Annotated in this window: 20 protein-coding genes and 1 other RNA gene; 16 read left to right on the top strand and 5 right to left on the bottom strand. The window is 44.5% G+C overall.

The features are described 5' to 3' along the window. Positions 1-73: 73 nt before the first annotated feature. Together GSF08_RS08045 and recU are read right to left on the bottom strand one after the other, a co-directional pair. Complete coding sequence (locus GSF08_RS08045) at positions 74-2761, bottom strand: transglycosylase domain-containing protein (RefSeq protein ID WP_160625293.1); 2688 nt, start codon at positions 2759-2761, stop codon at positions 74-76. After that, positions 2751-3344: a Holliday junction resolvase RecU gene (gene recU / locus GSF08_RS08040; RefSeq protein ID WP_160625292.1), complete on the bottom strand. Its 594-nt coding sequence runs from the start codon at positions 3342-3344 to the stop codon at positions 2751-2753. Before recU ends, GSF08_RS08045 begins: the two co-directional genes overlap by 11 nt. 130 nt (positions 3345-3474) lie before the next feature. On the opposite strand from recU, the gene GSF08_RS08035 reads away from it, so the two are divergent. The 8 genes from GSF08_RS08035 (at position 3475) to GSF08_RS08000 (ending at position 9807) form a co-directional block, all read left to right on the top strand. Next, complete coding sequence (locus GSF08_RS08035; RefSeq protein WP_160625291.1) at positions 3475-3795, top strand: DivIVA domain-containing protein; 321 nt, start codon at positions 3475-3477, stop codon at positions 3793-3795. 8 nt (positions 3796-3803) lie between these two features. After that, an RNA gene (rnpB, locus tag GSF08_RS08030) (RNase P RNA component class B) lies at positions 3804-4152 on the top strand. A 99-nt stretch (positions 4153-4251) separates the two neighbouring features. Beyond that, positions 4252-5157, top strand: coding sequence for a helix-turn-helix domain-containing protein (locus GSF08_RS08025; protein ID WP_160625290.1), 906 nt, complete (start codon positions 4252-4254; stop codon positions 5155-5157). A 3-nt stretch (positions 5158-5160) separates the two neighbouring features. After that, positions 5161-5754: a CDP-diacylglycerol--glycerol-3-phosphate 3-phosphatidyltransferase gene (pgsA, locus tag GSF08_RS08020; RefSeq protein WP_160625289.1), complete on the top strand. Its 594-nt coding sequence runs from the start codon at positions 5161-5163 to the stop codon at positions 5752-5754. After that, complete coding sequence (locus tag GSF08_RS08015; protein WP_160625288.1) at positions 5754-6212, top strand: CinA family protein; 459 nt, start codon at positions 5754-5756, stop codon at positions 6210-6212. Before pgsA ends, GSF08_RS08015 begins: the two co-directional genes overlap by 1 nt. A 39-nt stretch (positions 6213-6251) precedes the next feature. Further along, complete coding sequence (gene recA, locus GSF08_RS08010; protein WP_430641227.1) at positions 6252-7283, top strand: recombinase RecA; 1032 nt, start codon at positions 6252-6254, stop codon at positions 7281-7283. A 177-nt stretch (positions 7284-7460) separates the two neighbouring features. Next, a complete protein-coding gene (gene rny, locus GSF08_RS08005; RefSeq protein WP_160625286.1) occupies positions 7461-9017 on the top strand; it encodes a ribonuclease Y in 1557 nt (518 codons plus the stop codon). Positions 9018-9027: 10 nt separating this feature from the next. Then, on the top strand, positions 9028-9807 hold the full coding sequence (locus tag GSF08_RS08000) for a TIGR00282 family metallophosphoesterase (RefSeq protein ID WP_160625285.1): 780 nt from the start codon (positions 9028-9030) through the stop codon (positions 9805-9807). Positions 9808-9848: 41 nt separating this feature from the next. On the opposite strand, the gene GSF08_RS07995 is transcribed toward GSF08_RS08000, so the two are convergent. Next, a complete protein-coding gene (locus GSF08_RS07995) occupies positions 9849-10817 on the bottom strand; it encodes an aminopeptidase (RefSeq protein ID WP_160625284.1) in 969 nt (322 codons plus the stop codon). Positions 10818-10840: 23 nt separating this feature from the next. Here GSF08_RS07995 and GSF08_RS07990 point away from each other — a divergent pair, with 23 nt between their 5' ends. Then, on the top strand, positions 10841-11125 hold the full coding sequence (locus GSF08_RS07990) for a ferredoxin family protein (protein WP_347337993.1): 285 nt from the start codon (positions 10841-10843) through the stop codon (positions 11123-11125). 21 nt (positions 11126-11146) lie between these two features. Here the strand turns inward: GSF08_RS07990 and GSF08_RS07985 are convergent, their stop codons facing one another. Then, positions 11147-11611 carry a DUF1648 domain-containing protein gene (locus tag GSF08_RS07985; RefSeq protein ID WP_160625283.1) on the bottom strand — a complete coding sequence of 155 codons (465 nt, stop codon included), beginning with the start codon at positions 11609-11611 and terminating at the stop codon, positions 11147-11149. A gap of 158 nt (positions 11612-11769) precedes the next feature. Here GSF08_RS07985 and miaB point away from each other — a divergent pair, with 158 nt between their 5' ends. The 3 genes from miaB to GSF08_RS07970 all read left to right on the top strand — a co-directional run bounded on the left by miaB (position 11770) and on the right by GSF08_RS07970 (position 15250). Next, a complete protein-coding gene (miaB, locus tag GSF08_RS07980; protein ID WP_160625282.1) occupies positions 11770-13212 on the top strand; it encodes a tRNA (N6-isopentenyl adenosine(37)-C2)-methylthiotransferase MiaB in 1443 nt (480 codons plus the stop codon). Between the two features lie 332 nt (positions 13213-13544). Continuing rightward, entirely contained in the window at positions 13545-14237 is a 693-nt protein-coding gene (locus GSF08_RS07975) for an iron-sulfur cluster assembly scaffold protein (RefSeq protein WP_160625281.1), read from the top strand. 11 nt (positions 14238-14248) lie between these two features. Continuing rightward, the gene (locus GSF08_RS07970) at positions 14249-15250 is read left to right on the top strand and encodes a GGGtGRT protein (RefSeq protein ID WP_160625280.1); all 1002 of its coding nucleotides are present in this window, start codon (positions 14249-14251) and stop codon (positions 15248-15250) included. A 40-nt stretch (positions 15251-15290) separates the two neighbouring features. Here the strand turns inward: GSF08_RS07970 and GSF08_RS07965 are convergent, their stop codons facing one another. After that, the gene (locus GSF08_RS07965; protein ID WP_160625279.1) at positions 15291-16433 is read right to left on the bottom strand and encodes a zinc metalloprotease; all 1143 of its coding nucleotides are present in this window, start codon (positions 16431-16433) and stop codon (positions 15291-15293) included. Positions 16434-16682: 249 nt separating this feature from the next. Between GSF08_RS07965 and GSF08_RS07960 the strand changes: the two genes are divergently transcribed. The 4 genes from GSF08_RS07960 to GSF08_RS07945 are packed head-to-tail and all read left to right on the top strand — an operon-like array spanning position 16683 to position 23074. Further along, entirely contained in the window at positions 16683-18341 is a 1659-nt protein-coding gene (locus tag GSF08_RS07960; protein WP_160625278.1) for a ribonuclease J, read from the top strand. A 21-nt stretch (positions 18342-18362) separates the two neighbouring features. Continuing rightward, complete coding sequence (locus GSF08_RS07955) at positions 18363-20762, top strand: DNA translocase FtsK (protein ID WP_160625277.1); 2400 nt, start codon at positions 18363-18365, stop codon at positions 20760-20762. After that, on the top strand, positions 20746-22257 hold the full coding sequence (locus tag GSF08_RS07950; RefSeq protein ID WP_160625276.1) for a YjjI family glycine radical enzyme: 1512 nt from the start codon (positions 20746-20748) through the stop codon (positions 22255-22257). Before GSF08_RS07955 ends, GSF08_RS07950 begins: the two co-directional genes overlap by 17 nt. After that, positions 22208-23074 carry a YjjW family glycine radical enzyme activase gene (locus GSF08_RS07945; RefSeq protein ID WP_249805966.1) on the top strand — a complete coding sequence of 289 codons (867 nt, stop codon included), beginning with the start codon at positions 22208-22210 and terminating at the stop codon, positions 23072-23074. Before GSF08_RS07950 ends, GSF08_RS07945 begins: the two co-directional genes overlap by 50 nt. Positions 23075-23105: the final 31 nt, after the last annotated feature.

Genomic DNA, 23105 nt, shown 5'->3' with positions numbered 1-23105 from the left:
TGCGGTAAAAAAAAGCAGCTATCGGTGATATGAATTCTGATTGCATATCATGGATAAACTGCGTGTTTTTTAATTAACTGATTCGCTTATAGAGATAGGTGAACACATTGTATAATGTTTTGCCATTTTGATTGGTGTTGTCATCCGGATTTGGATTTGGATCAGGGTCTGGTGTAGGATCAGGTTCCTCAGTATCTGCATCCCTGGTTACGTTCACACAAACTGAACTGCTTTGTCCGTTAGTCGTATTTTTATATCCGTAATAGCCGCAGACCTTAGCGGTTTTGCCAGCAGGTATCGGAATTGTTTGTGTAGCGGATTCTTTATCGAAGGAGTAGGTTCCTACTTTTGATCCGTCAATCGTAACATCTACTTTATACATGACACGGCCAAACAAATCGGTCGGATCATAGAAGGCATGTCCGGACCATTTGATGCCATTGCGGGTAAAGGTTTTCGTGTGCGATCCCTCTTTTAGTTTATCCGCATCCGGATACGCCGCAAACTTTAATTCTAATGTATCGGAAGTGCTGTCGGTCAATTTTGCGGTAAAGCTGCTTGGAGCTGATAATTGATCGGCACTTGGAGCACTTGCCAGTTTCGCAAATTTAGAACGGATGTATCCGGTGATCAGCATGTCCGAAGGAGTTCCTTCCGGAGCGGCAGTATACGGATACAAGCCCTTGATATGCGTGATTTTTGTAACTGTGCTCGGCTGTTGAATCGCCGAAAGATTCGTTTGGGTCGACATATAGTCAAGCATCTTATGAGATATCTGTCCCGGCACGTTCATATTCATCACCGCATCGGTTACATAATTAATGGAAGCCGGATCACTTACTTTATTTTCATAACCTGCCCAGGTCGCTATCGTATAGTTGCTGGTGTAGGCACAGATCCATTTATCTTTCATGGCGGCGGTAGGGATTCCATAAACAGAGCCTTCCGTACCCCAGTCACTGGTACCACTCTTAGCATAAACCGGATAGTTGCTGCGCAGAATTTGAAGCAGGTTGTTCCAGTTGCCGTCAACCGCGTTTTTCAGCAGATCCGACATCATGAAGGCTGCATCACCGGAGATGACCTGTTTTGTTTTATTTGCATAATCGGTTTCGGCAACCACTTTTCCGGTTTTGGTATCCACAACTTTGCGTACCGTATGCGGAGTAATGTACTTACCGCCATTGGCAAAGATGGAGTAGGCACCAGCCATTTGCTTGGTTGTCGTCTGCATATTGGAACCGCCGATTGAATAACCGAGATCGAAATCCTTAACAATATCTTTATCAAAGCCCATATCGATCATCAGTTGCTGCATTTTTTCAACCCCGACTTTATCGACAAGCTCTTCGAGTGACTGCATTGCCGTGGTGTTGAGAGAGTGAGCAACCGCATCGCCCATTGTCACGTCTCCGACATTGGTACGGCTGTAGTTATATAATGGAATATTGGTCCCGCGATACGTCATCGGCGTATCTTCCAGTGTCATGGATGTTGCCCAGCCTAGGTAATCAAAGGTAGGAGCATAATCCAGCAGCGGCTTGATGCTGGAACCAGGCTGCCGCATATCATTTGCGTAGTTTGTCCGCTCATCGCCGGTATAGTTACGTCCGGCTCCGACAGCGATAATCTCACCGGTCTGATTATTCATCAGGGTAAAGCCGGTCTGGAAATAGGAATCATCCGGATAATTGATGTCAGCGGTACCGTTTAAAATAGAATCAGCCAGCTCCTGCGCTCCAAGGTCCATACCGGTATATACTTTATATCCGCCGGTATTGATGTCCACCTTGCCGTTTGTCAACTCTAGGACTTCTTTTTGTACGGTATCGATATAACCCTGATAAGGATCTGTGTTAAACGTTTTTTCGCCGTTCAGCTGGAATGCCAGCTTCGTTGATTTTGCTAATTTGTATTCTTCATCGGTTATGAAGCCATGATAGTTCATCAGCTTTAAAGTTTGGTTGCGGCGCTGCTCCGCCAATTGGTAATGATCGGTCCAATCTTTGGTCGTATAGTTATAGACAGCGCTCTTATACGGGTTGTATGTATTAGGAGCATTGATGACCCCGGCCAAAAAGGCAGATTCAGAAAGGGTCAGATCCTGTACGTCCTTGCCGAAATAGTATTCGGCACCGCGCTGAATACCGCGGGCGGCGTTACCGAAGTTTACTTTATTCAGATAATCGACCATAATTTCTTGTTTGGAAGAATCCTTTTCAAGCTTCAAGCTCAGCCAGATTTCCTGAATTTTACGCTCGATCTTTTTTATTGATGAGGTTGCCGGATCTGTTTTTTCCAGCTTTGTCATGATTGCGTTATCAATCAGCTGCATGGTCAAAGTGGAGCCGCCCTGTCCCAAATTACCAGCCGACAGGTTTTCCATTGCCGCTTTCATAAAGCGGGGAAGATCAAATCCATTATGTTCAAAGAAACGGGAATCTTCGATCGACAGAAATGCATCGATAACACTCTGGGGCAGATCCTCATATTTAATGTTTTTTCGATTTTCATTACCCAGTGAAGTAAAGGCTTTTCCATCCTTATCATATAATTGAGTAGCTTCTCCGGATTTTAAAGAACTCGCATCCAAAGCAGGAGCATCATTGATGACCTGATTTAAAATGAAAAAGGTTGTCACACCGCCGATCAGCACCAGTGATAAAAATACGATTACCACGGAGTTGAGAATGCGGCGCTTTGACATCCGCTTGCGAGGTGCCTTTGTCTTATCATTTTTTATTTTTTTCTTATCGTTCATGGTTGTTAGCCTCCTTGAAATACAGCTCGTCGACAGCATCTAAATAACGAAGACGAGGAGTGAGTCCCTCACGAATCAACAGACCCTGTTTTTTCACCTCTTGATAGGTGATGGATTTACGGTTTTCATCACGATAGCAGTCAATCATGATCTGGGCATCGAGTACATACGTCTCATTGTAATGAATAAAGCGAATGATCACAAAGCCAATGCCGCCGTGATACAGCACCTGTTCCAGATGATGTATCTGATGTTCATGAATATACTTCATGGGAAACAGCGTTTTCTGCTTTGTCTCTTTCGCTTCAAAGTCAATCGCCCGTCCGCGGTAAATGCCATTATAATCCGTTGTACTGGGCGTTTTGTAATACGCCTCTACAATTTTAGCACAGTTACGGCTGGGATAATCCACTCTTACCACCTGCACCGGCGTCGGCTTTTTATGAATCAGTGCCCGTTTCACTTCTCGATAATATGTATTGCTGATATTGAGATCGTGTTCTAAGCTCATGCCTCGCCCCTGATAAGTAGTAGGGGAGCTCTGCTTAATAGCAGGGCTTTTCTTATTGGGATATCCGATCATAGCATCACCCTTTCCCTATTATAAACAATTTTCTTTTATATTTCCACTAATGCCCGTAAGTTCATCGTTTTTTTCGCTTGCTTTTTCACATGATTTTTGTGATACTATACGTGTGGCAGGTGAAATAGAAATGGAAAAACGCTATAAATTGACAGTGGAAGAAATTCTGGATAAACAGTTCAATGTGGATTTCAAGGGCTATTCCTCTGTTGAAGTGGATGAGTTTCTCGATTTGGTAATGGCTGATTATCAGCAGTATAATGAGGCGATTGCTGAGCTGGGAAGTCATTTGAATGAATATGAACGTCAGATCAATGCCTTAAAGGCTAAAATTGTAGAGCTGGAAGGTAAGAATGCTGTTAATGGGGAACTGCCGCAGGGCAGCCAGGTGGATATCCTGAAACGGTTGTCCCGGCTGGAAAACGAAGTATTCAAGAAAAGCAATCAGTAATATTTACAACACGTTGGCAGTCGCTGGCTGATATCAGCTAGAGGAAAGTCCATGCTCGCACCGTCTGTGATGACGGTAGTGTTTGCGCTGGATCAAACGATAAGTCCAGGCAGGCGAAAGCCTGACGGCCGAAGCTATCCTAAGGTGATTCACTAAGGAAACACTTCTGTAAAAGTGCCACAGAGACGAGCTGCATGGGAAACTGTGCAGATGGAACGGGTAAACCCCGCAAGCGAGAAACCCAAATTTGGTAGGGGAACCTGGAGGATTGAACCGAAAAGAACTCCGGGACATAGCAATATGTAGATAAATGGCTGCCACTTCCTGAGCGGGAAGTACAGAACATGGCTTATAACGTGTGAAAGTAAGGGGAAACATATGATTTCCCCTTTTATAATTTACATATTCTGTTTAGATTGGTATAATAATAAATAATAGATTCTAATGAGGTGTACTATGGAAAAAATCGGAAACTTGTTAAAAGAAAAACGTCTGGAAAAAGGGTTTACCGTAGAAGAAATATCAGCAAAAACACGTCTGACCATTAAATATATACATGCCATCGAAGAAGGCGATATCTCTTATTTTAAGGATGATCTTTCTTATCTTCGATATTTTTTACGCTCCTATTGCGATGTGCTGGGAATTGATTTTGATGAAATTAAACCGATGCTTCAGGAGTCGATAAATGACTATACCGCCACCTTTACGATGCAGGTAGCGAAGGATCATGAACAGATAGAAGCAAATGTTGCCAAGAATGCGAAATCGATCAGTAAGCCGATGCAGACTGCTTCAATCAAGGGCGTGAAAAAGCATCATAAGCCGGATTTCTCCTTGATTACATTAATCGGTATCCTAGCGGTTATTGCTGTGTGTCTGGTATTGGCCGTTATTTATATCTTCCCCCAGCTTGGCAAAAGTGATGCACCCAAAGACAATTCAGCACCGGTTGTTGAAAAACCGAAGCCCGAGGAAAAGGATAAAGAGGACAAGCCTGACGATGCTAAGCCAAAAGCCGACGCGGTAACCATTAAGCAGACGACGGATGGCTATCATTTCGAGGTTTCAGGACTAAAGGACGGCGATGAGCTGACAATGGAATTGACCTTTCAGTCCGATGTGTGGTTTGCTTTGAGCCTGGATAATGTTCAGCAGGGCGAGCCTGCTTCCAAAATATATAAGAGTGGAGAGACGGCAACCTATAAGACTGCCTTTAAGGCCGGTTCCCAGATCATGCTGCGTTATGGCAATATGACTGCACATGAAATTAAAATCAACGGTACTGCTGTGAAATTAGACAGTACGGTTACCGGCAATCCGAGTCCGGCGAATTTGTATTTTGATGAAAAGGGGCAGTAGAAAATGAATGTACCGAATAAATTAACGCTGCTGCGAATCGCTTTGGTGCCGGTCATTGCGCTGATTTATATTTTTCCTTATGCGCAGTTTCAAATTGTCATTCCGGAATATCAAATCGGATTTGTATCGCTTCGTTTAACAAATATTATTGTGCTGGTGCTTTTCGCACTGGCTTCTTTTACGGATTTTCTGGATGGTTATCTGGCGCGTAAGCATAATCTGGTAACATCACTTGGCAAATTCATGGATCCGATCGCTGATAAATTATTGGTAAATACGATGCTGATACTGTTTGCGGCGTCTTCAATCATGCCGGTAGTGCCGGTATTGATCATGATTTGGCGCGATGTCATCGTTGACGGACTGCGAATGAATGCCAGCTCCAAGGGCGTGGTCGTAGCCGCGGGGATGTTGGGAAAGATCAAAACAGTGACCCAGATGACGGCGATTCTATTGTTTTTGCTGAATAATCTGCCGTTTGAATTGATGCGCTTTCCAATGGCTGACTTCTTTTTATGGCTGGCAACGATTGTCAGTGTGATCTCCGGTATCAGTTATTTCATGCAGCTGAAAGATATTATTCTGGAGAGCAAATAATGGAAGAACTATTCACATTGCTGAAGGAACTTGGCTATACGATCGGTTCCTGTGAAAGTATGACCGCCGGACTGTTTGCCAGTACCCTCGCCTCAATGCCCGGTGCCTCCAAGGTGCTGCGAGGGGCCATTGTTACTTATCAGACGGCGGTGAAAACGGATTTGGTGAAGGTTGATACCGATGTGATAAAACGGTATGGGGTCGTGTCCGAGGAGACCGCTTTGCAGATGGCAGTGAAAGCCCGGGTTTTGCTGGGATGTGATCTCTGTGTTTCCGTCAGCGGAAACGCCGGTCCGGATGTGCTGGAAGGCAAACCGGCCGGTATGGTATGCGGTGCGGTTGCCGATGGTGATCGAGCCGTCACCTTTACCCTGCAAATGCATGGTTCTCGTAATGAAATACGCATGAAGTGTGTGGAAGAAATGGCAGAGCAGGTTAAAAAATTTCTTCAGAAATAGGATTTTTGAAGGGTTATACGTATAGGAAAGGGAAGGAGAATGTGTATGGCTACAGAAAAGAAAACAGCAGAGGATAAGGAATTGGTAAAACGAAATCAGCTGCTTGATGATGCGATCAAGCAAATCGAAAAACAGTATGGGAAAGGTTCCATCATGAAATTGGGGGATCGGGCTGCTGTCGATATCGATGCCATCTCCTCCGGCTCCATCAAAATTGATGATGCGTTGGGAATCGGCGGTTATCCGAAAGGTCGTATCATTGAAATCTATGGTCCTGAGTCCAGTGGTAAGACAACCTTGGCGCTGCATGCAATTGCCGAAGTGCAGAAGCGCGGCGGCCGGGCAGCCTTTATTGATGCGGAAAATGCCATTGATCCCAATTACGCGAAAAATCTCGGGGTGGATATTGATGAGCTGATTCTGTCCCAGCCGGACAGTGGTGAACAGGCGCTGGAAATTACCGAAATGCTGATTAAGAGCGGGGCCATTGATCTGGTTGTCGTGGATTCTGTTGCGGCCTTGGTACCGCAGGCCGAGCTTGACGGCGAAATGAGCGATGCTCATGTGGGGCTGCAGGCTCGTTTGATGTCCAAAGCGATGCGTAAGCTCTCCGGTGTTATGAATCGTAGTGAATGTACGGCTATTTTCATCAATCAGCTGCGTGAGAAAGTAGGCGTGATGTACGGCAGTCCGGAAACTACTCCGGGTGGTCGTGCATTGAAGTTCTATGCTTCCGTTCGCTTGGATATCCGCCGTTCCGAAGCAATTAAAAACGGAACTGAAATCATCGGTAACAAAGTCAATGTGAAAGTTGTGAAAAATAAGGTAGCACCGCCGTTCAAGGTAGCTTCGATTGAAATTATGTATGGTGAGGGTATTTCATACATCGGAGAAGTGCTTGATATGGCTGTTGATCATGATATCATCATGAAAAGCGGTGCTTGGTTCTCATATAACGGCGAGAAAATCGGACAGGGCCGGGAAGCGGCGAAGGCTTTCCTGAAGGGCAACCCTGAGTTGGTTGAGCTGATTGATGCTAAAATTCGTGAATTGCTCACTGCTCCAGCATAAACCGGATCAAATTCCGGTTTTTATTTTGTGCTGAATCCATGTCAGTACTGTCAAAAAGGATAAAAAAACCTATTGATATCGGTATAAAATGGGAATAATGATTGTGCAGAGATCGCAAATTATGTTATGATTATCAGGGAATATAAATTTCCTTAATAAGACGAATGGAGGATGATTATGAATAATAGTATAATCATAATCTTTTTGTCTGGCTTAGCAGGTCTTGCCATTGGAGTGATCGTTATGATCGTTCTCTCCAAAGCAGGTTTAAATAAAGATCAGCAAAAGGCGTCACTGCTTTTGAAAGAGACAGAGGCAAAAGCAGATACGATTGTGAAACAGGCAATCCTAGACGGCCGTACACAAACTCATGAATTAAAAATTGCAGCGGAAAAGGAAATTAAAGAACGTAAACAGGAAATTACCGATATGGAAAATAAGCTGTTGCGCCGCGAAGATAATTTGAATTTCAGAGATGAGGCTTTGACTACAAAAGAAAATCAAATAGAAGCCAAAAATGTACAGCTGAGCGATAAACTGACTAAGCTGGAGCAGAAAGAAAAGGAATTACAGGCAAAAATCGATGTGCAGGTAGAAGAACTGGAGCGCGTAGCGAAGATGACTTCCAATGAGGCTAAACAGGAATTGTTTGCGATCACGGAAGAGCGCATGGCGGCAGAAACAGCTACTTACATCAAGGAACGGGAAGAGGAAGCAAAGAGCATTGCCGATGAAAAAGCGCGCAATATCGTTGCTTTATCAATTCAGCGCATGTCGCAGGATGAAGCGGTGGAACGTACTGTTTCCGTGGTAAGTCTGCCTAGCGAAGAAATGAAGGGCCGGATCATCGGCCGTGAAGGACGTAATATCAAGGCCATTGAACAGGCTACCGGCGTCGATTTGATCATTGATGATACACCGGAAACGATCACGGTATCCTGCTTTGATCCGATCCGCCGTGAGGTGGCGCGCCTGGCCCTGGAACATTTAATTAAAGACGGCCGGATCCAGCCAGGACGTATTGAAGAAGTGGTCAATAAGATCCGCAAGGAAATTAATGCGAATATGCTGAAGGTCGGAGAAGATACCGTATTCAAGCTGGGACTTGGCAAGATGGATCGTGAGATCATCAAGCTGATCGGCCGCTTAAAGTATCGTTATTCATATGGACAAAATGCGCTTCAGCACTGTATGGAAGTAGCGAATTTAACTGGTATGATGGCAGCTGAGCTGGGATTGAATCAGACCCTGGCAAAACGGGCTGGTCTGCTTCATGATATCGGTAAGGCACTCGATTTTGAAATCGAGGGAAGTCATATCGAATTGGGCTATAAATTCTGTAAAAAGCATGGTGAGAAGGATGTTGTATTGAACGCCATTCAGTGTCATCATGGTGAAGTGGAACCGAAGTATCTGATTTCCAATCTGGTAATTGCCGCAGATACGCTTAGTGCAGCCCGCCCGGGTGCTCGCTATGAAGCGCTGCAGAATTACATCAATCGATTAGAGAATCTGGAAAAAATCACGAAGTCCTTTCACGGTGTGGAAAGCTCCTATGCTATTCAGGCTGGCCGTGAAGTACGGGTCATGGTAGTTCCGGATCAATTGGATGACGTTGCCTGTCATAAATTGGCGCGCGATATCCGTGATAAGATCGAAGCAGAACTGACGTATCCAGGTCAAATCAAGGTTACGGTAATTCGAGAAACCCGTTCCAGTGAATTAGCAAAATAGGGGAATATCTATGAAAATATTATTTGTCGGTGATATTGTCGGATCACCCGGCAGAGAAATTGTCAGTCGTGTAATACCGCAGCTAAGAAAAGAATATGAGCTGGATCTGGTGATTGCCAACGGTGAAAACAGCGCTCATGGCAAAGGCATTACGCAGAAAATTTATAAGCAGCTGCTGGCTTACGGCATTGACTGCATCACCATGGGAAATCATACGTTTTCCAAGGATGATCTGTTTCGCTTTATTGAAGAAGCAGATCGTTTGGTCAGACCGGCTAATATGGAGCCGCTGGAATACGGCAAAAGTACCCGCATTCTGCAAGTGAAGGGAAAGCGCGTAGCAATCAGCAATGTATGCGGTGAAGTGTGGATGAACAACGTTGTGGATTCACCCTTTGCCTGTATGGAAGATATTTTGATGGATGAGGATGCTGATATTTATCTGGTTGATTTCCACGGAGAAACGACCAGTGAAAAAATTGCGTTTACTTATTATTTTGCCGGACGGGTCGCTGCGGTTGTCGGAACGCATACGCATGTGCAGACTGCCGACGAACGTATTGAAGCAGGAACTGCGGCAATCAGCGATTTGGGTATGTGCGGTGCTTATCGCAGCGTGATCGGACGTGATGTAGATGAAATCATCACCCGATTTACGACTGATGAGCGTACCCGTTTCAAAATTGCCGAGGGACCAGCAATTTTCTGTGGTGCGATTGTAACGATTGATGAGACGACCAATCTGGCTACCGCGATTGAGCGAATTCAGATACGTCCTGAATGTTCATAAAAAAGAAGCAGTGAAGGAAAATATTCCATTCACTGCTTTTTCTATACAAGTACTGAGCCATGATCGAGAATCCTTTTGCCATCAATGCTCACTGTTGCTTCTTTCATAATAAGATCATAATGACAGGCGGCTTTTACAGTACCGCCTAAGGTGATGCTGGTACCGATACCGATATGTGCCGAACCATACACACCCTCATCCTCCAGCATCCAACCAATAAAGGAACTGCGGGGATTCAAACCGATTCCCAATTCCGCAATATTGAAGACATTGGGATCCTGCTTATTATGCAGATGTTCTTTTAGGATCATCGCCTGTTCACCGCCTTGAATGTCAGTGATGAAGCCTTTTTCAACGGTGCAGATGACCGGCTCCTTCAATAGCCCAATTCCGACATAGGGGATGCTGGCATCCGCAACGATAACTCCATTTGCGGTATATTCAAGCGGTGATACATTAGCCTCAATCGTGGGAATGGTAGAAAACATGCCCGGATCAACCACTCCATACAGCGCATTGCCGCGGCGGCCTTCTGCTTCCAATGTAAGATTGGTGCCGGCTGCGGTTTCCAAGTGAATGTGATGACCGTTTTCCAAACATTCAGCAACCGCCATGCAGGTTTCTTTAGCTTTCACAAAATCACAGGTGATACCGCCGTGGATCAGCATATCTTCATGAAACTGCGTCAGCACCAAACCGCGGCTTCCGGCAGCAGTTGCATTTTTTACAGCGTGCGTATGGGTGATAGAATGAGATACGATGCATAAAAATACATCGGATGCCTTCATGGCAGCGGCAATGATTTGATCCGGTTCTTCACCATCGCGGTTTCTTGCCTCCATGATCATTACCGTCGGCAAACCATGAAGCTTTTTCACCGCACGTACAATAGCATCGCTGATTGCTTCATAACGGGTTTCCGTAATAATCAATACTTCTTCATTTTCTTGAATCTGGGCACAGATGCGGGTGATTGTATCAGCCCCTTTGTCCAGCATGCGATTGTGCATAATCAATTCCTCCTTTTATTTGTGTGATAACAGGTATCTTTTATCCTCCTTTATTGTATCTGTTTCGTTTTGTTTCTGCTTGCAAGGAAAACGGTTTATGTTATAATAGAGTCAGTCAAAAGGAGGAATTTAGAATGCCAGTAACGATTGATAAAGATGCATGCATCGGCTGCGGTGCTTGTGTGGGAGTTTGTCCGGTAGGCGCATTGTCCATGGACGGAGACGGAAAATCAGCATGTGATGAAGGTACTTGCATCGACTGCGGCTCTTGCGTTGGAACTTGCCCGGTTAGTGCTATTTCACAGTAAACCAAGCCCAGCTTGGTTTTTTTATTTTATGTGATACAAGTGGAATAAAAAACCGCCCAAGATAAGAAAAACAATGCCAACAACAATAAAAATCCACCAGCCTGGCAGGGCAAGCTGCAGAACGATGATTGGAATATAGGAAAGAAACAGGGTACAGACAACCAGCTTTAATGTTACCAGCATCGATTTAAGGGTACGATACACACGTTCGCGGTTTGTCTCTGTAATGTCCACTCCCGTATTCCAAATTTGCGGATAATGTGCGATAACGCTCATCAGTACATAACAAATCCAGGCAGTGGCGGGAATGATCAAAATTTCCGTCTTACTGCCATAACGGGTAACGCTGCCGCTGAAATCATAATGCATCGCAAGCTTATCCGGAATATGATTCCAGTATACGCAGAGCAGGATACTGCTTATGATCAGCAACAGGAAACATACGATTTCTACTGATAAGGTATATTTTGTCGGTTCTGTTTTCATTCTGCTTCCTCCAAGTCACAGTTACTGACTCTATTGTATCACACTTGAATAAAAGAAAGAGCCGTATAAAAACTATTTTCCTTTACATTAAGCTTTTTAAACTATAGAATAATACATGTTGATTTAAGGTATATAAAATAAGAATAAGGAGAATGATTATGAAAAAACAGCCAGGCTGGGCGCTGCCTTCTCTCAAGGATGCACAAATACGCACCAAACACGAGAGCGTCATTGAAAAAAGTCTATTTGAAATACCGGTTGAGGCACGAACGCTGGGCGCTGGGAGAACTTATTATCTACGCACCTACGGCTGTCAGTCCAATCAGCGTGATAGTGAGACCATTGCCGGCATTTTGGAAGCTCTGCAATTTCAGGCGGTTGACAGTCCAGAGACCGCTGATCTGATCCTGATGAATACCTGCGCAATTCGGAAAAACGCGGAGGATAAAGTACTGGGAGAACTGGGCTCTTTAAAACGGCTGCGGAAGCAGAATCCGGATATCCTGTTTGGTTTGTGCGGGTGCATGGCACAGGAAGAAGAAATTGTCGATACCCTCCTGAAAAAATATCCTCATGTGGATCTGATTTTTGGCACGCATAATATACATCGCCTGCCGATTCTGCTCTATCAGGCAATGATGAATAAGGAAAAAACGATTGAAGTATTTTCAAAGGAAGGTGAAGTAATCGAAAATCTTCCCGTCCGCCGTTTCGGTAATCACAAGGCTTGGGTAAATATCATGTATGGCTGTGATAAATTCTGTACCTATTGCATCGTTCCTTATACCCGCGGCAAGGAGCGTTCCCGCAGCGTTGAGGATATTCTGGAGGAAGTCAGAATTCTGAAAGAACAGGGATATCGAGAAGTTACCTTATTAGGACAAAATGTGAATGCGTATGGCAAGGATTTGCATATTGAGAATGGATTTGCCAGCTTGTTGGAGGAGGTTGCGAAAATCGGTATTGACCGGGTTCGATTCATGACCTCGCACCCTTGGGATTTCTCTGAGGAAATGATCGATGTCATTGCCCGTTATGATAATATCATGCCATTCATTCATCTGCCGGTACAATCAGGGGACAGCGATATTCTGAAGCTGATGGGACGACGTTATACGATCGAAGAATACAAACAGTTAGTGGATAATATCCGTTCCAAGGTGAAAAATGCTGCCTTTTCTACTGATATCATCGTCGGTTTTCCAAATGAGAGCGAGGAGCAGTTTCAGCATACTCTGGATATCGTAGATTATGTAAAATATGATAATGCATTTACCTTTATTTACTCACCGCGCGAGGGAACACCGGCAGCGCGGATGGAAGATAATATTCCACTGGATGTAAAGCAGGAACGATTGCAGCGCCTGAATGCAAAAACCAATTATTATGCCCATTTAAACAATGAAGCCTATTTAGGCAATGTCTATGATGTTTTGGTGGATGGCCCCAGCAAGAAAAACAAAGCGGTGTTTGCTGGCTATACTGAGGCCAATAAACTTGTGAATTTTAAAACAAGCACTGCCAAGCCAGGCGATATCATCAAGATAAAGATCGTAAAAGTAAAAACATGGTCATTGGATGGGGAAGAGATAATCGATTAAGGAAACACAGCTGATGGAACTCAGCTGTGTTTTTTCTTTTAAATGTATAGGGGGAAAGGTGCTGACAGATAAAGAAATGAAAACAAATTTCTGTGAATACAAAAATGAAACCCTTTACATGTGAAAGAGGTAAGATTTTATGGCGGTATTACATTGACATGAAAAAGGAAAAGCTTTAAAATCAAAAGGTAGGATTCGTTTTGTGAAGAAATTGTCAATTCCACATATGCGATGCCTATGGAAATGGTAAGCATTTCCGTAAAACGGCTGTGATGAACATTTCATCAGCAGCCGGTAAATCTATCATGACGATGCGGGAAAGGAGAAATGACATGATTTATTCAAAAGAAGTTGAAAACATGTGCACTGTAAAATGCGGTGCCAGCCATGGCTGTGCGCCGATTCCTGAAGAAGGAAAATGGGTGTACTCTAAAGAAATCAAAGACATCTCTGGTTTGACACACGGTATTGGATGGTGTGCTCCACAGCAGGGTGCCTGCAAACTGACATTAAATATCAAGGAAGGTATTATTGAGGAAGCGCTGATCGAAACAATCGGATGTTCCGGTATGACACATTCGGCTGCTATGGCTTCTGAGGCGATCGTCGGCAAGACGCTGTTAGAAGCATTGAATACCGATCTGGTATGTGATGCGATCAATACGGCAATGCGTGAATTGTTCTTGCAGATCGTATATGGCCGCAGTCAGTCTGCCTTCTCGGAAAATGGGCTTCCGGTAGGTGCAGGTCTTGAGGATCTGGGCAAGGGAACTCGTTCTCAGGTTGGTACGGTTTATTCTACAAAGCTAAAAGGTCCTCGTTATCTGGATCTGGCAGAAGGCTATATCCTGCAGCTGGGGCTGGATGCAAATGATGAAATTATCGGCTATGAATATGTAAATATGGGTGTATTTATGGATGCTGTAAAAAAAGGTACAAACCCAGAAGAAGCACTGAACAATGCAAAGAAAACGTATGGTCGCTATGCTGATGCAGTTAAATACATCGACCCGAGACACGAATAGGAGGAATGATCATGGCATTATTTGAAAGTTACGAAAGACGTATCGATACAATCAATAAAGTTTTAAACTCATATGGTATTTCTTCTATTGAAGAAGCGAAAACGCTGTGCGATGAAATCGGTGTAGATGTTGCCGGTATCGTAAAAGGTATTCAGCCAATCTGTTTTGAGAATGCATGCTGGGCATATATCGCCGGCGCTGCGATTGCTATTAAAAAGGGTGATAAAACAGCTTATGAAGTTGCGAAATCACTGGGTGAAGGCTTACAGGCTTTCTGTATCCCAGGCAGTGTTGCCGATGACCGCAAGGTTGGTATCGGACACGGTAACCTGGCAGCAATGCTGCTGAGCGATGAAACAAAATGCTTTGCGTTCTTAGCCGGACATGAAAGCTTCGCTGCGGCAGAAGGTGCTATCGGTATTGCCCGCAATGCCAATAAGGCACGGAAAGAACCGCTGCGTGTAATCCTGAACGGTTTGGGCAAGGATGCCGCTAAAATTATTTCCCGCATCAATGGATTTACTTATGTGGAAACAAAATTTGATTACTTCACAGGTGAATTACAGGTATTATCAAGAACCGCTTACTCAAAAGGAGAAAGAGCAGCGGTTAACTGCTATGGTGTTGACGATGTGCGTGAAGGTGTTGCCGTTATGCACAGTGAGGGCGTTGATGTATCCATCACCGGAAATTCAACAAACCCAACGCGTTTCCAGCATCCGGTTGCCGGTACGTATAAAAAAGAATGTATTGAACAGGGCAAAAAATACTTCTCGGTTGCATCTGGCGGCGGAACCGGCCGTACGCTGCATCCGGACAACATGGCTGCCGGACCTGCTTCTTATGGTATGACCGACACCATGGGACGTATGCATTCCGATGCGCAGTTTGCCGGCTCTTCTTCAGTACCTGCTCACGTAGAAATGATGGGGCTGATCGGTATGGGCAACAATCCGATGGTTGGCGCCAGCGTTGCGGTAGCGGTAGCGGTAGCAGAAGGACTTAACAAATAATATAAGTAATAAAAAACACGATTAGCATGATCGTGTTTTTTTATTCCTGAACAGAAGCTGCTTGATTGCCTTTTTGATCTTGAAGCATGGCATCCATCAGCTGAAGCTCAAGCTGGCATATTCCCGGTACTGCGTATTTGGGCTGCATAGCCCTGGCTTGTTTATAATAGGTCTCAGCCTGCAATGGATCGTGATTCAGATAAAGGGCTTCACCCATATACAGCCGGAGCGTGGGCGGCATCTTTTTCATCTTTTTCAAATATCGCCGAACGGCTTTTTCATGAAGCGCAGCTTTAACTTGTTCAACATCACCATCCATCAGTTGATAATAGAGCTTTTCATAGAGATAGAGGAATCGAAAATAACCCATTTTTTCTTCATAGGGAACAAGTGACTGCACCAACGCTTTGGCATCATCAATTTGACCGCAGCTCTGTTTATAGCTGATCAGGTTCAGAATCGCTTCAAAATGATAATATTTGGTGTAATCCAAATGTTCGGGCAGCTTGAAATATGATTCCGGTATTGAATGCATTGCTTCTCCCTTGGTGAGTTTAGCTTGGATTTTTAAGGCGTTGCACAGATACTGCCGGTATTCTTTATCGCGTCTGCTGGTTAAAAAATTATATCCGTCATTGCTTAAACCCTGATTGGATAATGGAATGCCGTTGCTGAATGCTATCAGCATGTTAAAGATGATCATTATGAAGAGCATGCTTTGAAACAAAAAGGTCTGCGGCTTTAACATATACATCAGCAGGATGCAAAGCGCAGCTGCCAGCAGATTTGCGAGGACGCCGCCGGCGTGATACAGCAGACAGGGCTGCTGGTCACAGGGCAGGGTTGGCTCCATCAGACACTGGCCGGAAGTTCCCGGCATCTTATAGTATCGGCATTCCCATCCGGAATTTGAATGGGTGATCGTTATGGAATAAAATCGATAGGATATAAAGCGGTAATGACTCAAAAGTCCCGCTGTCAGATGTCCTGCCTCATGAATCATGACCCCTAGAACCCAACTGACTAAGAAGCTTACAGCAAGTAAAAAAAACATATTTCCATCCGTTTTAGAAAAGGTTTCCTGATTGAGGGTAGCCTTCAGCAAAATCGGTGAAAGCAGTCCGACCAAAACGCCAAGCACCAGATAGAGCAAATAGTAAAGAAGCAGTTTTGTCTTTTTCATATATCTATTCCTCTTTTTTTATGATCTTGACTTCATTATAGCATAATTTCGAAAAAGCAAGACCTTTCACAAAAGCGGAAGATCACCGGTTCCTGCATACTGATGCCTGTAGCAAGTTTTTTCTTTGCTTTTTTATGTCTTTTTTGATAAGATCAGTGTATAATAACACCAGTGAGTTTTAACTAGAAAACAGCACAGGCTGTTACCATAGATGAAATAATCAGGATAATATCAATTAGGAGGTAAACTATGGACCAAGTTCGTATTTTTGCACTTGGTGGTTTGGACGAGAACGGTAAGAATATGACCGTTGTAGAAGTGAATCAGGCCATTTTTGTGATTGAGGCCGGATTAAAATATCCGGATTCAGAAACGCTGGGAGTGGAATTTATCATTCCGGATTTCAGCTATTTAATTGAGAATAAGGATCGTATTCAGGGAATTTTTATTACTCATGCCCATGATGATGTCATGGCTGCTTTGCCGTATCTGTTAAAACAGGTGAAAGCGCCGGTATATTCCGGAGCACTGACGGCAAATTTAATTTATGATATGCTGAAAAAAGAAAAGATTCGTGATGTAAAGGTACATAAGCTGAAACGTACAAGCCGACAGACGATCGGCGGGGTACAGGTTCGCACGTTCGGCATGACGCATGCAATGCCGGATAATTTTGGCATTGCTATCGGCACCGATCAGGGATATGTCGTTTATACCGGAGAATTTATTATTGATTATGATATGCTTTCAAAGGAGTATCTATGTGATCTGAATGAACTGTCAGACATTGGAAAGCGCGGCGTTTTGGCACTTTTATGTGAGAGTATCGGGGCAGATCAACCTGGTCATACTTCACCGCATCATCGGGTCACATCGTACATTGAACCGATATTTGAACAGGCGCAGGGAAGAATTTTGATATCCGCATACCGACAGAGTTTGTTTCGGGTGATTGAAATCATCGATTTGGTGAAAAAATTCAATAAGAAGATATTTTTTCACGATGATGAACTGCGTAACATGCTGAAGCATATGGAAATCATGGGTTATTATAAAGTACCGAGAGAGATGGAAGTGATGCGTCAGAATTTTAAGGATGAAATGGAAGATGTTGTGGTATTGATCAGCGGCAGCGGCAAGAATTTATTCCGCACCATGTCCAATATCGCAAACCATGAGGACTCTTATGTCAGCTTCCGTCCCAGCGATACGATTATTATGACATCACCGGTGGTGAGCGGAACGGAAATGGATGCCAGTATTATGGAAAATGAAATCTATAAGGAAGGCGGCCGTATCTTTTCGTTAAATTCAAAAACAGTGCTTTCCATGCATCCATCCAGTGAAGATTTGAAAATGATGCTGTATTTGTTTAAGCCGCGTTATTACATTCCAATCAAGGGCGAATATCGCCACTTGATCGCCAATGCGAATCTGGCAACAAAGATGGGGTATAAGCCGGATAAGATCGTCGTATTGGACAATGGTCAAATCGCACAGTTTGAGAATAAGTCCTTGGTAAGTGTCGCTCAGCATTTGGAACTGGAAGAAACGCTGATCGACGGCAAGGAGAACTGGGATGTTACCGGTGTCGTTTTAAAAGATCGGGAAATGCTGTCTACGGATGGGGTTATGATCATCGGTATCGCATTAAACTATAAAAATAAGAAAATAATTGCCGGACCGGATGTACAGACCCGCGGGCTGATTTATCTGAAGGATGCTGATTATATCATTAAAGAGGTCGGACGGCTGATGGAAGAGACAGTGCAGGCAGCGGTAAAAGAAAAACGCTATGATAATCTTGGCGCCCGTGGTGAAGCCCGTGACAAGATTTCAAAATATCTGATGAAGGAAACCGGAAAGCGCCCGATGGTCCTGCCGGTTATTATGGAGATGAACGTCTAGCAACAGCTTTGGAGGGGTTTCATGGCGAAAAGCAAATCGCGTAAAAATCAAAAGGATAAACAGGCCGTCGAGAATGAAATTCTCATGTATATCTATGCGTTGGTCCTGATTGCCTTATCGATCATCGGATTGTTGAAAATCGGTCCGGTGGGACAGATTACAACGAATATCGTGCAGTATATTTTCGGAAATATGTACGGTATCTTTTACGCGTGCGTCATCATCATCAGTTTTATGATGATGCTGAAAAAAAGCCTGCAGGAATTACCGCTGAAACAGACGATCGGACTTGCGGTTCTGCTTTGCGCATGGCTGCTGCTGGCGGCGATCCCCAAGGATGAAGCCTTAAAGGGCATGGATGTTGTAAATTATTATTTGAGTAATTCCGGCGCTATTTTCAAAGGTGAGCTGCCGGCGCAGGGCGGCTTGATCGGAGCGATTCTTTATACGATCACCTCAGCCCTATTTGATCGCACCGGCACGTATATCATTATTTTTGCCATGGTTATTTTAAGTATCATAGTGCTGGTCAATAAGAATATGATAGAAAAGCTGACGGCAATGAAGGATAAAATGCTTTCACCGTTTCAGCAGATGCGTGAAAAACGAAGGGAGAAAAAAAAGGCTCAGGAAGAATCTGAAGAAGCGGACGATAAGGAGAATTTGGAATCTGAATTCAAGATGATCGATCTGGAAGAAAAACCGAAGCCGAAACACCGAGCCGCACTGTTTGGCCGCATCCAAGCTGATGAGGAACCGGCGGAGGATGAATTTGATATTCCTTTAGAGAGTGCACCGGACGGTACTCAGCGCTTTATGTTTTTGGATGTTGATGACATCATGGAGTTGGATAAACCACAGGAAAAAGAGCCGCAGCTCATGCATGCTGATGAGTCATCTCAAACAAAAAAGCAGGCTGTCATCGATCAGACGATTGGTCAGAAGGATACCTTTGTCAGCAGCTTTCAGGATGATTATAAGAATTACCGCCTGCCCCGTATCAGTCTATTAAATGATATTGGCAAGCGAAATAAAAGTACGGCCAATTTAAATGCTGCTTCGGCTCAAGGCAAACGCTTGATTGAAATTCTCGATCAATTCGGTGTGAAGGCGACTCTGGTCGGCACGCACATCGGGCCGAGTGTTACAAAGTTTGAAGTAAAGCCGGATCTGGGGGTACGAGTACATAAAATCAGTAATCTTCAGTACGATATCAAAATGGCTCTGGCAGCTAAGGATATCCGTATCGAAGCACCAATCCCCGGCAAATCAGCTGTCGGCATTGAAATTCCAAATATTGAAAAAACGACGGTCATGATGAAAGAACTCATGCGAACCGTACCGGCTAAATATGATAATAAAAAACTGATGTTTGTGCTTGGTAAAGATTTGATGGGAAACAATATTTACGGAGAGCTGAATAAAATGCCGCATCTATTGATCGCCGGTGCTACCGGCAGCGGAAAGAGCGTCTGTGTCAATTCCATCATCACGTCGATTTTGATGCGGGCAAAACCGGATGAAGTCAAGCTGCTTTTGGTTGATCCGAAAAAAGTTGAGTTCACCCCTTATCGGCAGATTCCGCATCTTTTAGGGCCGGTCATCACCGATGGAGAAGAGGCTTCACGCGCACTGAAGGTGGTTGTGAATATGATGGACAATCGCTACGAATTATTTTCGCAAGCCGGCGTTCGTAATATCAGCGGATACAATGCATATATTGAGGAGCATCCGGAAGAGGGACTTTCCAAAATGCCATGGGTGGTTGTGATCATCGACGAGCTTGCGGATTTAATGCTGGTTGCGGCGAAGGATGTTGAGTCCAGTATCCAGCGGATCACACAGCTGGCTCGGGCAGCCGGTATTCATTTGATCGTAGCGACCCAGCGGCCAAGCGTTGATGTGATCACCGGTATTATCAAAGCGAATATTCCTTCGCGGATCGCCTTTGCGGTATCCAGTGCTGTGGATTCCCGTACCATCTTGGATCAAGTTGGGGCAGAGAAGCTGCTGGGCAATGGTGATATGCTGTATATTCCGGTCGGCGAACAAAATGCAGTTCGGGCACAGGGCGTCTTTGTCAGTGATGATGAAGTGAATTCCATTACCGATTATGTAAGCGCTCAGGGACGTCCGAAATTCGATGATGCGTTCGTGCGGTTAGAAGTTTTGGATAATGGAAGCGGAATGCATGACAATTTCAGCGATCCGTTGTATGATGAAGTAAAGGAATTCGTTGTGGAGAGCCGTAAGGCCAGCACGTCCTTGATTCAGCGTAAATTCAGCATCGGTTATTCTAGGGCAGCGCGCCTGATCGATGTCTTGGAAGAACGGGGTATTATCGGACCGTCCCGCGGCAGTAAACCGCGTGAGGTATATATGAAAAACGAAAGGATGGATGAAGATGACGAGAGTGCATGATATTGTCAGTAATCCGACAATGACATATCAGCAGCAGCTGTTAAACCTGGCTCGATTGGCCGAGGAATACGATACATCGCTGCCGCGTGATAAAGAATTTGTCGAAGCACTTGAAGAACAGATTCTTTGTGATCTAGGAGAAGGGTTGGCGCCGTATCGCCCGCGCTATATTCTGCCGGATTATCGTATTTTAATGGAAAAAGGAAGCAAGACTCTGGAATTGGATCCGCCGACGGATATCTGGGAGGCAACCAATGCATTGCTGATCATGTATAAGAATGTACCAAGCATTACTTCTTTCCCGGTATGGCTGGGCAACTTTACCCAGTTGTTAGCACCGTTTGACAAGGATGAGGCTGAAACGCGCAAGGCGATGAAGCTGTTTTTACAGCATATTGACAAAACGCTCACGGACTCTTTTGTCCACGCGAATATCGGTCCGGAAGATGCCCGTATCAACCGCATCATTCTGGATTTGACGAAGGAAATGCAGTTGGCGATTCCAAATCTGACGCTGATCTACGATCCAGCGCGCACCAGTGATGAATTCGCGTTAGCATGCATTGACTGTATGCTGGCAACCTCAAAGCCAAGCTTTGCCAACGACGTTATGTACCGCGCGGATGACAATGATTGGGAGTACGGCATTGCATCCTGCTACAATGCGCTGCATGTGGGAGGCGGCGGTTATACGCTGCCGCGCATTCGTTTATACAACGCATCGTTAAAAACGGATGATCCGGAAGATTTTATCAATCGGGTGCTCCCTCATTACTGTGAGATCTTATTACGAAATATGGATCAGCGAATCCGATATATTGTCGAGGAATCCAATTTCTTCAAATCTAATTTCTTAGTGAAAGAAGGATTTGTAAAACGGGAGAATTTTACCGGCATGTTCGGTGTTGTCGGTATGGCTGAATGTGTAAATCATCTGTTAAAGATCGATGATAAAATGAAGGGCTACGGTCACAATAAGGAAGCGGAAGATCTAGCGGTACGCATCAATGATAAATTGAATGAAATCGTGAACGCGCATGAAGGTGTTTACTGTGAAAATTCACATAACCATTATGTTCTGCATGCGCAGGTCGGTCTTGATTGTGACGGTCCGGAAATTTCTCCGGGCATGCGTATTCCAATTGGATGTGAGCCGCAGCTTTTTGAGCATATATCGTTAGAGACTCGCATGCATAAGCATTATGTATCCGGTATCGGTGACATTTTCAAATTGGATGATACCTGGAATAATACGCAGCCGGCATTGCTTGATATCATCAAGGGTGCATTTGAAAACGGTATGCGTTATTTCACAGCGTATAATGCCGACAATGATGTAGTACGCGTAACCGGTTATCTGGTTAAGCGCAGCGAGATTGAAAAATATGAAAACAATGAAGCCAGTCTGAATAACTGTACGTCGTTTGGATATGGAGCTAAACATAATGCAAAATCGCTGGATCGTCGAGTATACGATGAAAGCTCCCATCAATAAAATTATTGATTTTTCCAATGTAGATGGCCCAGGCAACCGCTGTGCCATCTTTTTTCAAAGCTGTCCGTTTCGATGTTTATACTGTCATAATCCTGAGACGATCCGATTATGCGTAAACTGCGGAACTTGTGTGAAGCAGTGCCCGGCCCAGGCACTGTCCTTTGAGGATGGCAAGGTAGTATGGGATGATGAGAAATGTGTGGAATGTGATACGTGTATTCATGTATGCCCCAACCTTGCCACCCCGAAGATCAAAGAAATTGAGGTGGATGATCTGGTTGCGCATATCAAACAGGTAAAGCCGTTTATCCGCGGTATAACGGTCAGCGGCGGGGAATGCATGAATCAGGCTGATTATTTGCTGGAGCTGTTTCAAAAGGTGCAGCGCCTCGGCCTTACTTGCCTGATCGACAGCAATGGGATTCATGATTTCCGTAAATTCCCTGAACTGATGCAGGTTTGTGACGGGGTTATGCTGGATGTCAAAGCCGTTGATCCGGTGTTTCATCAGGAGCTTTGCGCATGTGATAATGCGATGGTTTTGAAAAATTTGGATTATCTGTTGGAAATCGACAAACTGGAAGAGGTTCGCACGGTCATCCTGCCTGAGCGCGATGAAGAAAATGAGAAGACGGTACGCTATGTATCGTCACATCTGCAGGGACGCTCCCGCTATAAGCTGATTCGTTATCGTCCCTTCGGTGTAAGGGAAGCCGGAATCACCGCATTTGGCAATCATACCTATCCAAAAGAAGCGATGGAGCAATATGAATTGATCTGTCGTGAAAACGCTACCAAAACATGTGTGATAATCTAGGTGAATTGTTGACAATCATGTGATAACATTG

This window comes from Copranaerobaculum intestinale, from assembly GCF_009831105.1.
Taxonomy (GTDB): Bacteria; Bacillota_I; Bacilli_A; order Erysipelotrichales; family Erysipelotrichaceae; genus Copranaerobaculum; species Copranaerobaculum intestinale.
The sequence above is the reverse complement of the archived record's forward strand: the minus strand, read 5'-3'. Positions and strand labels throughout refer to the sequence as shown.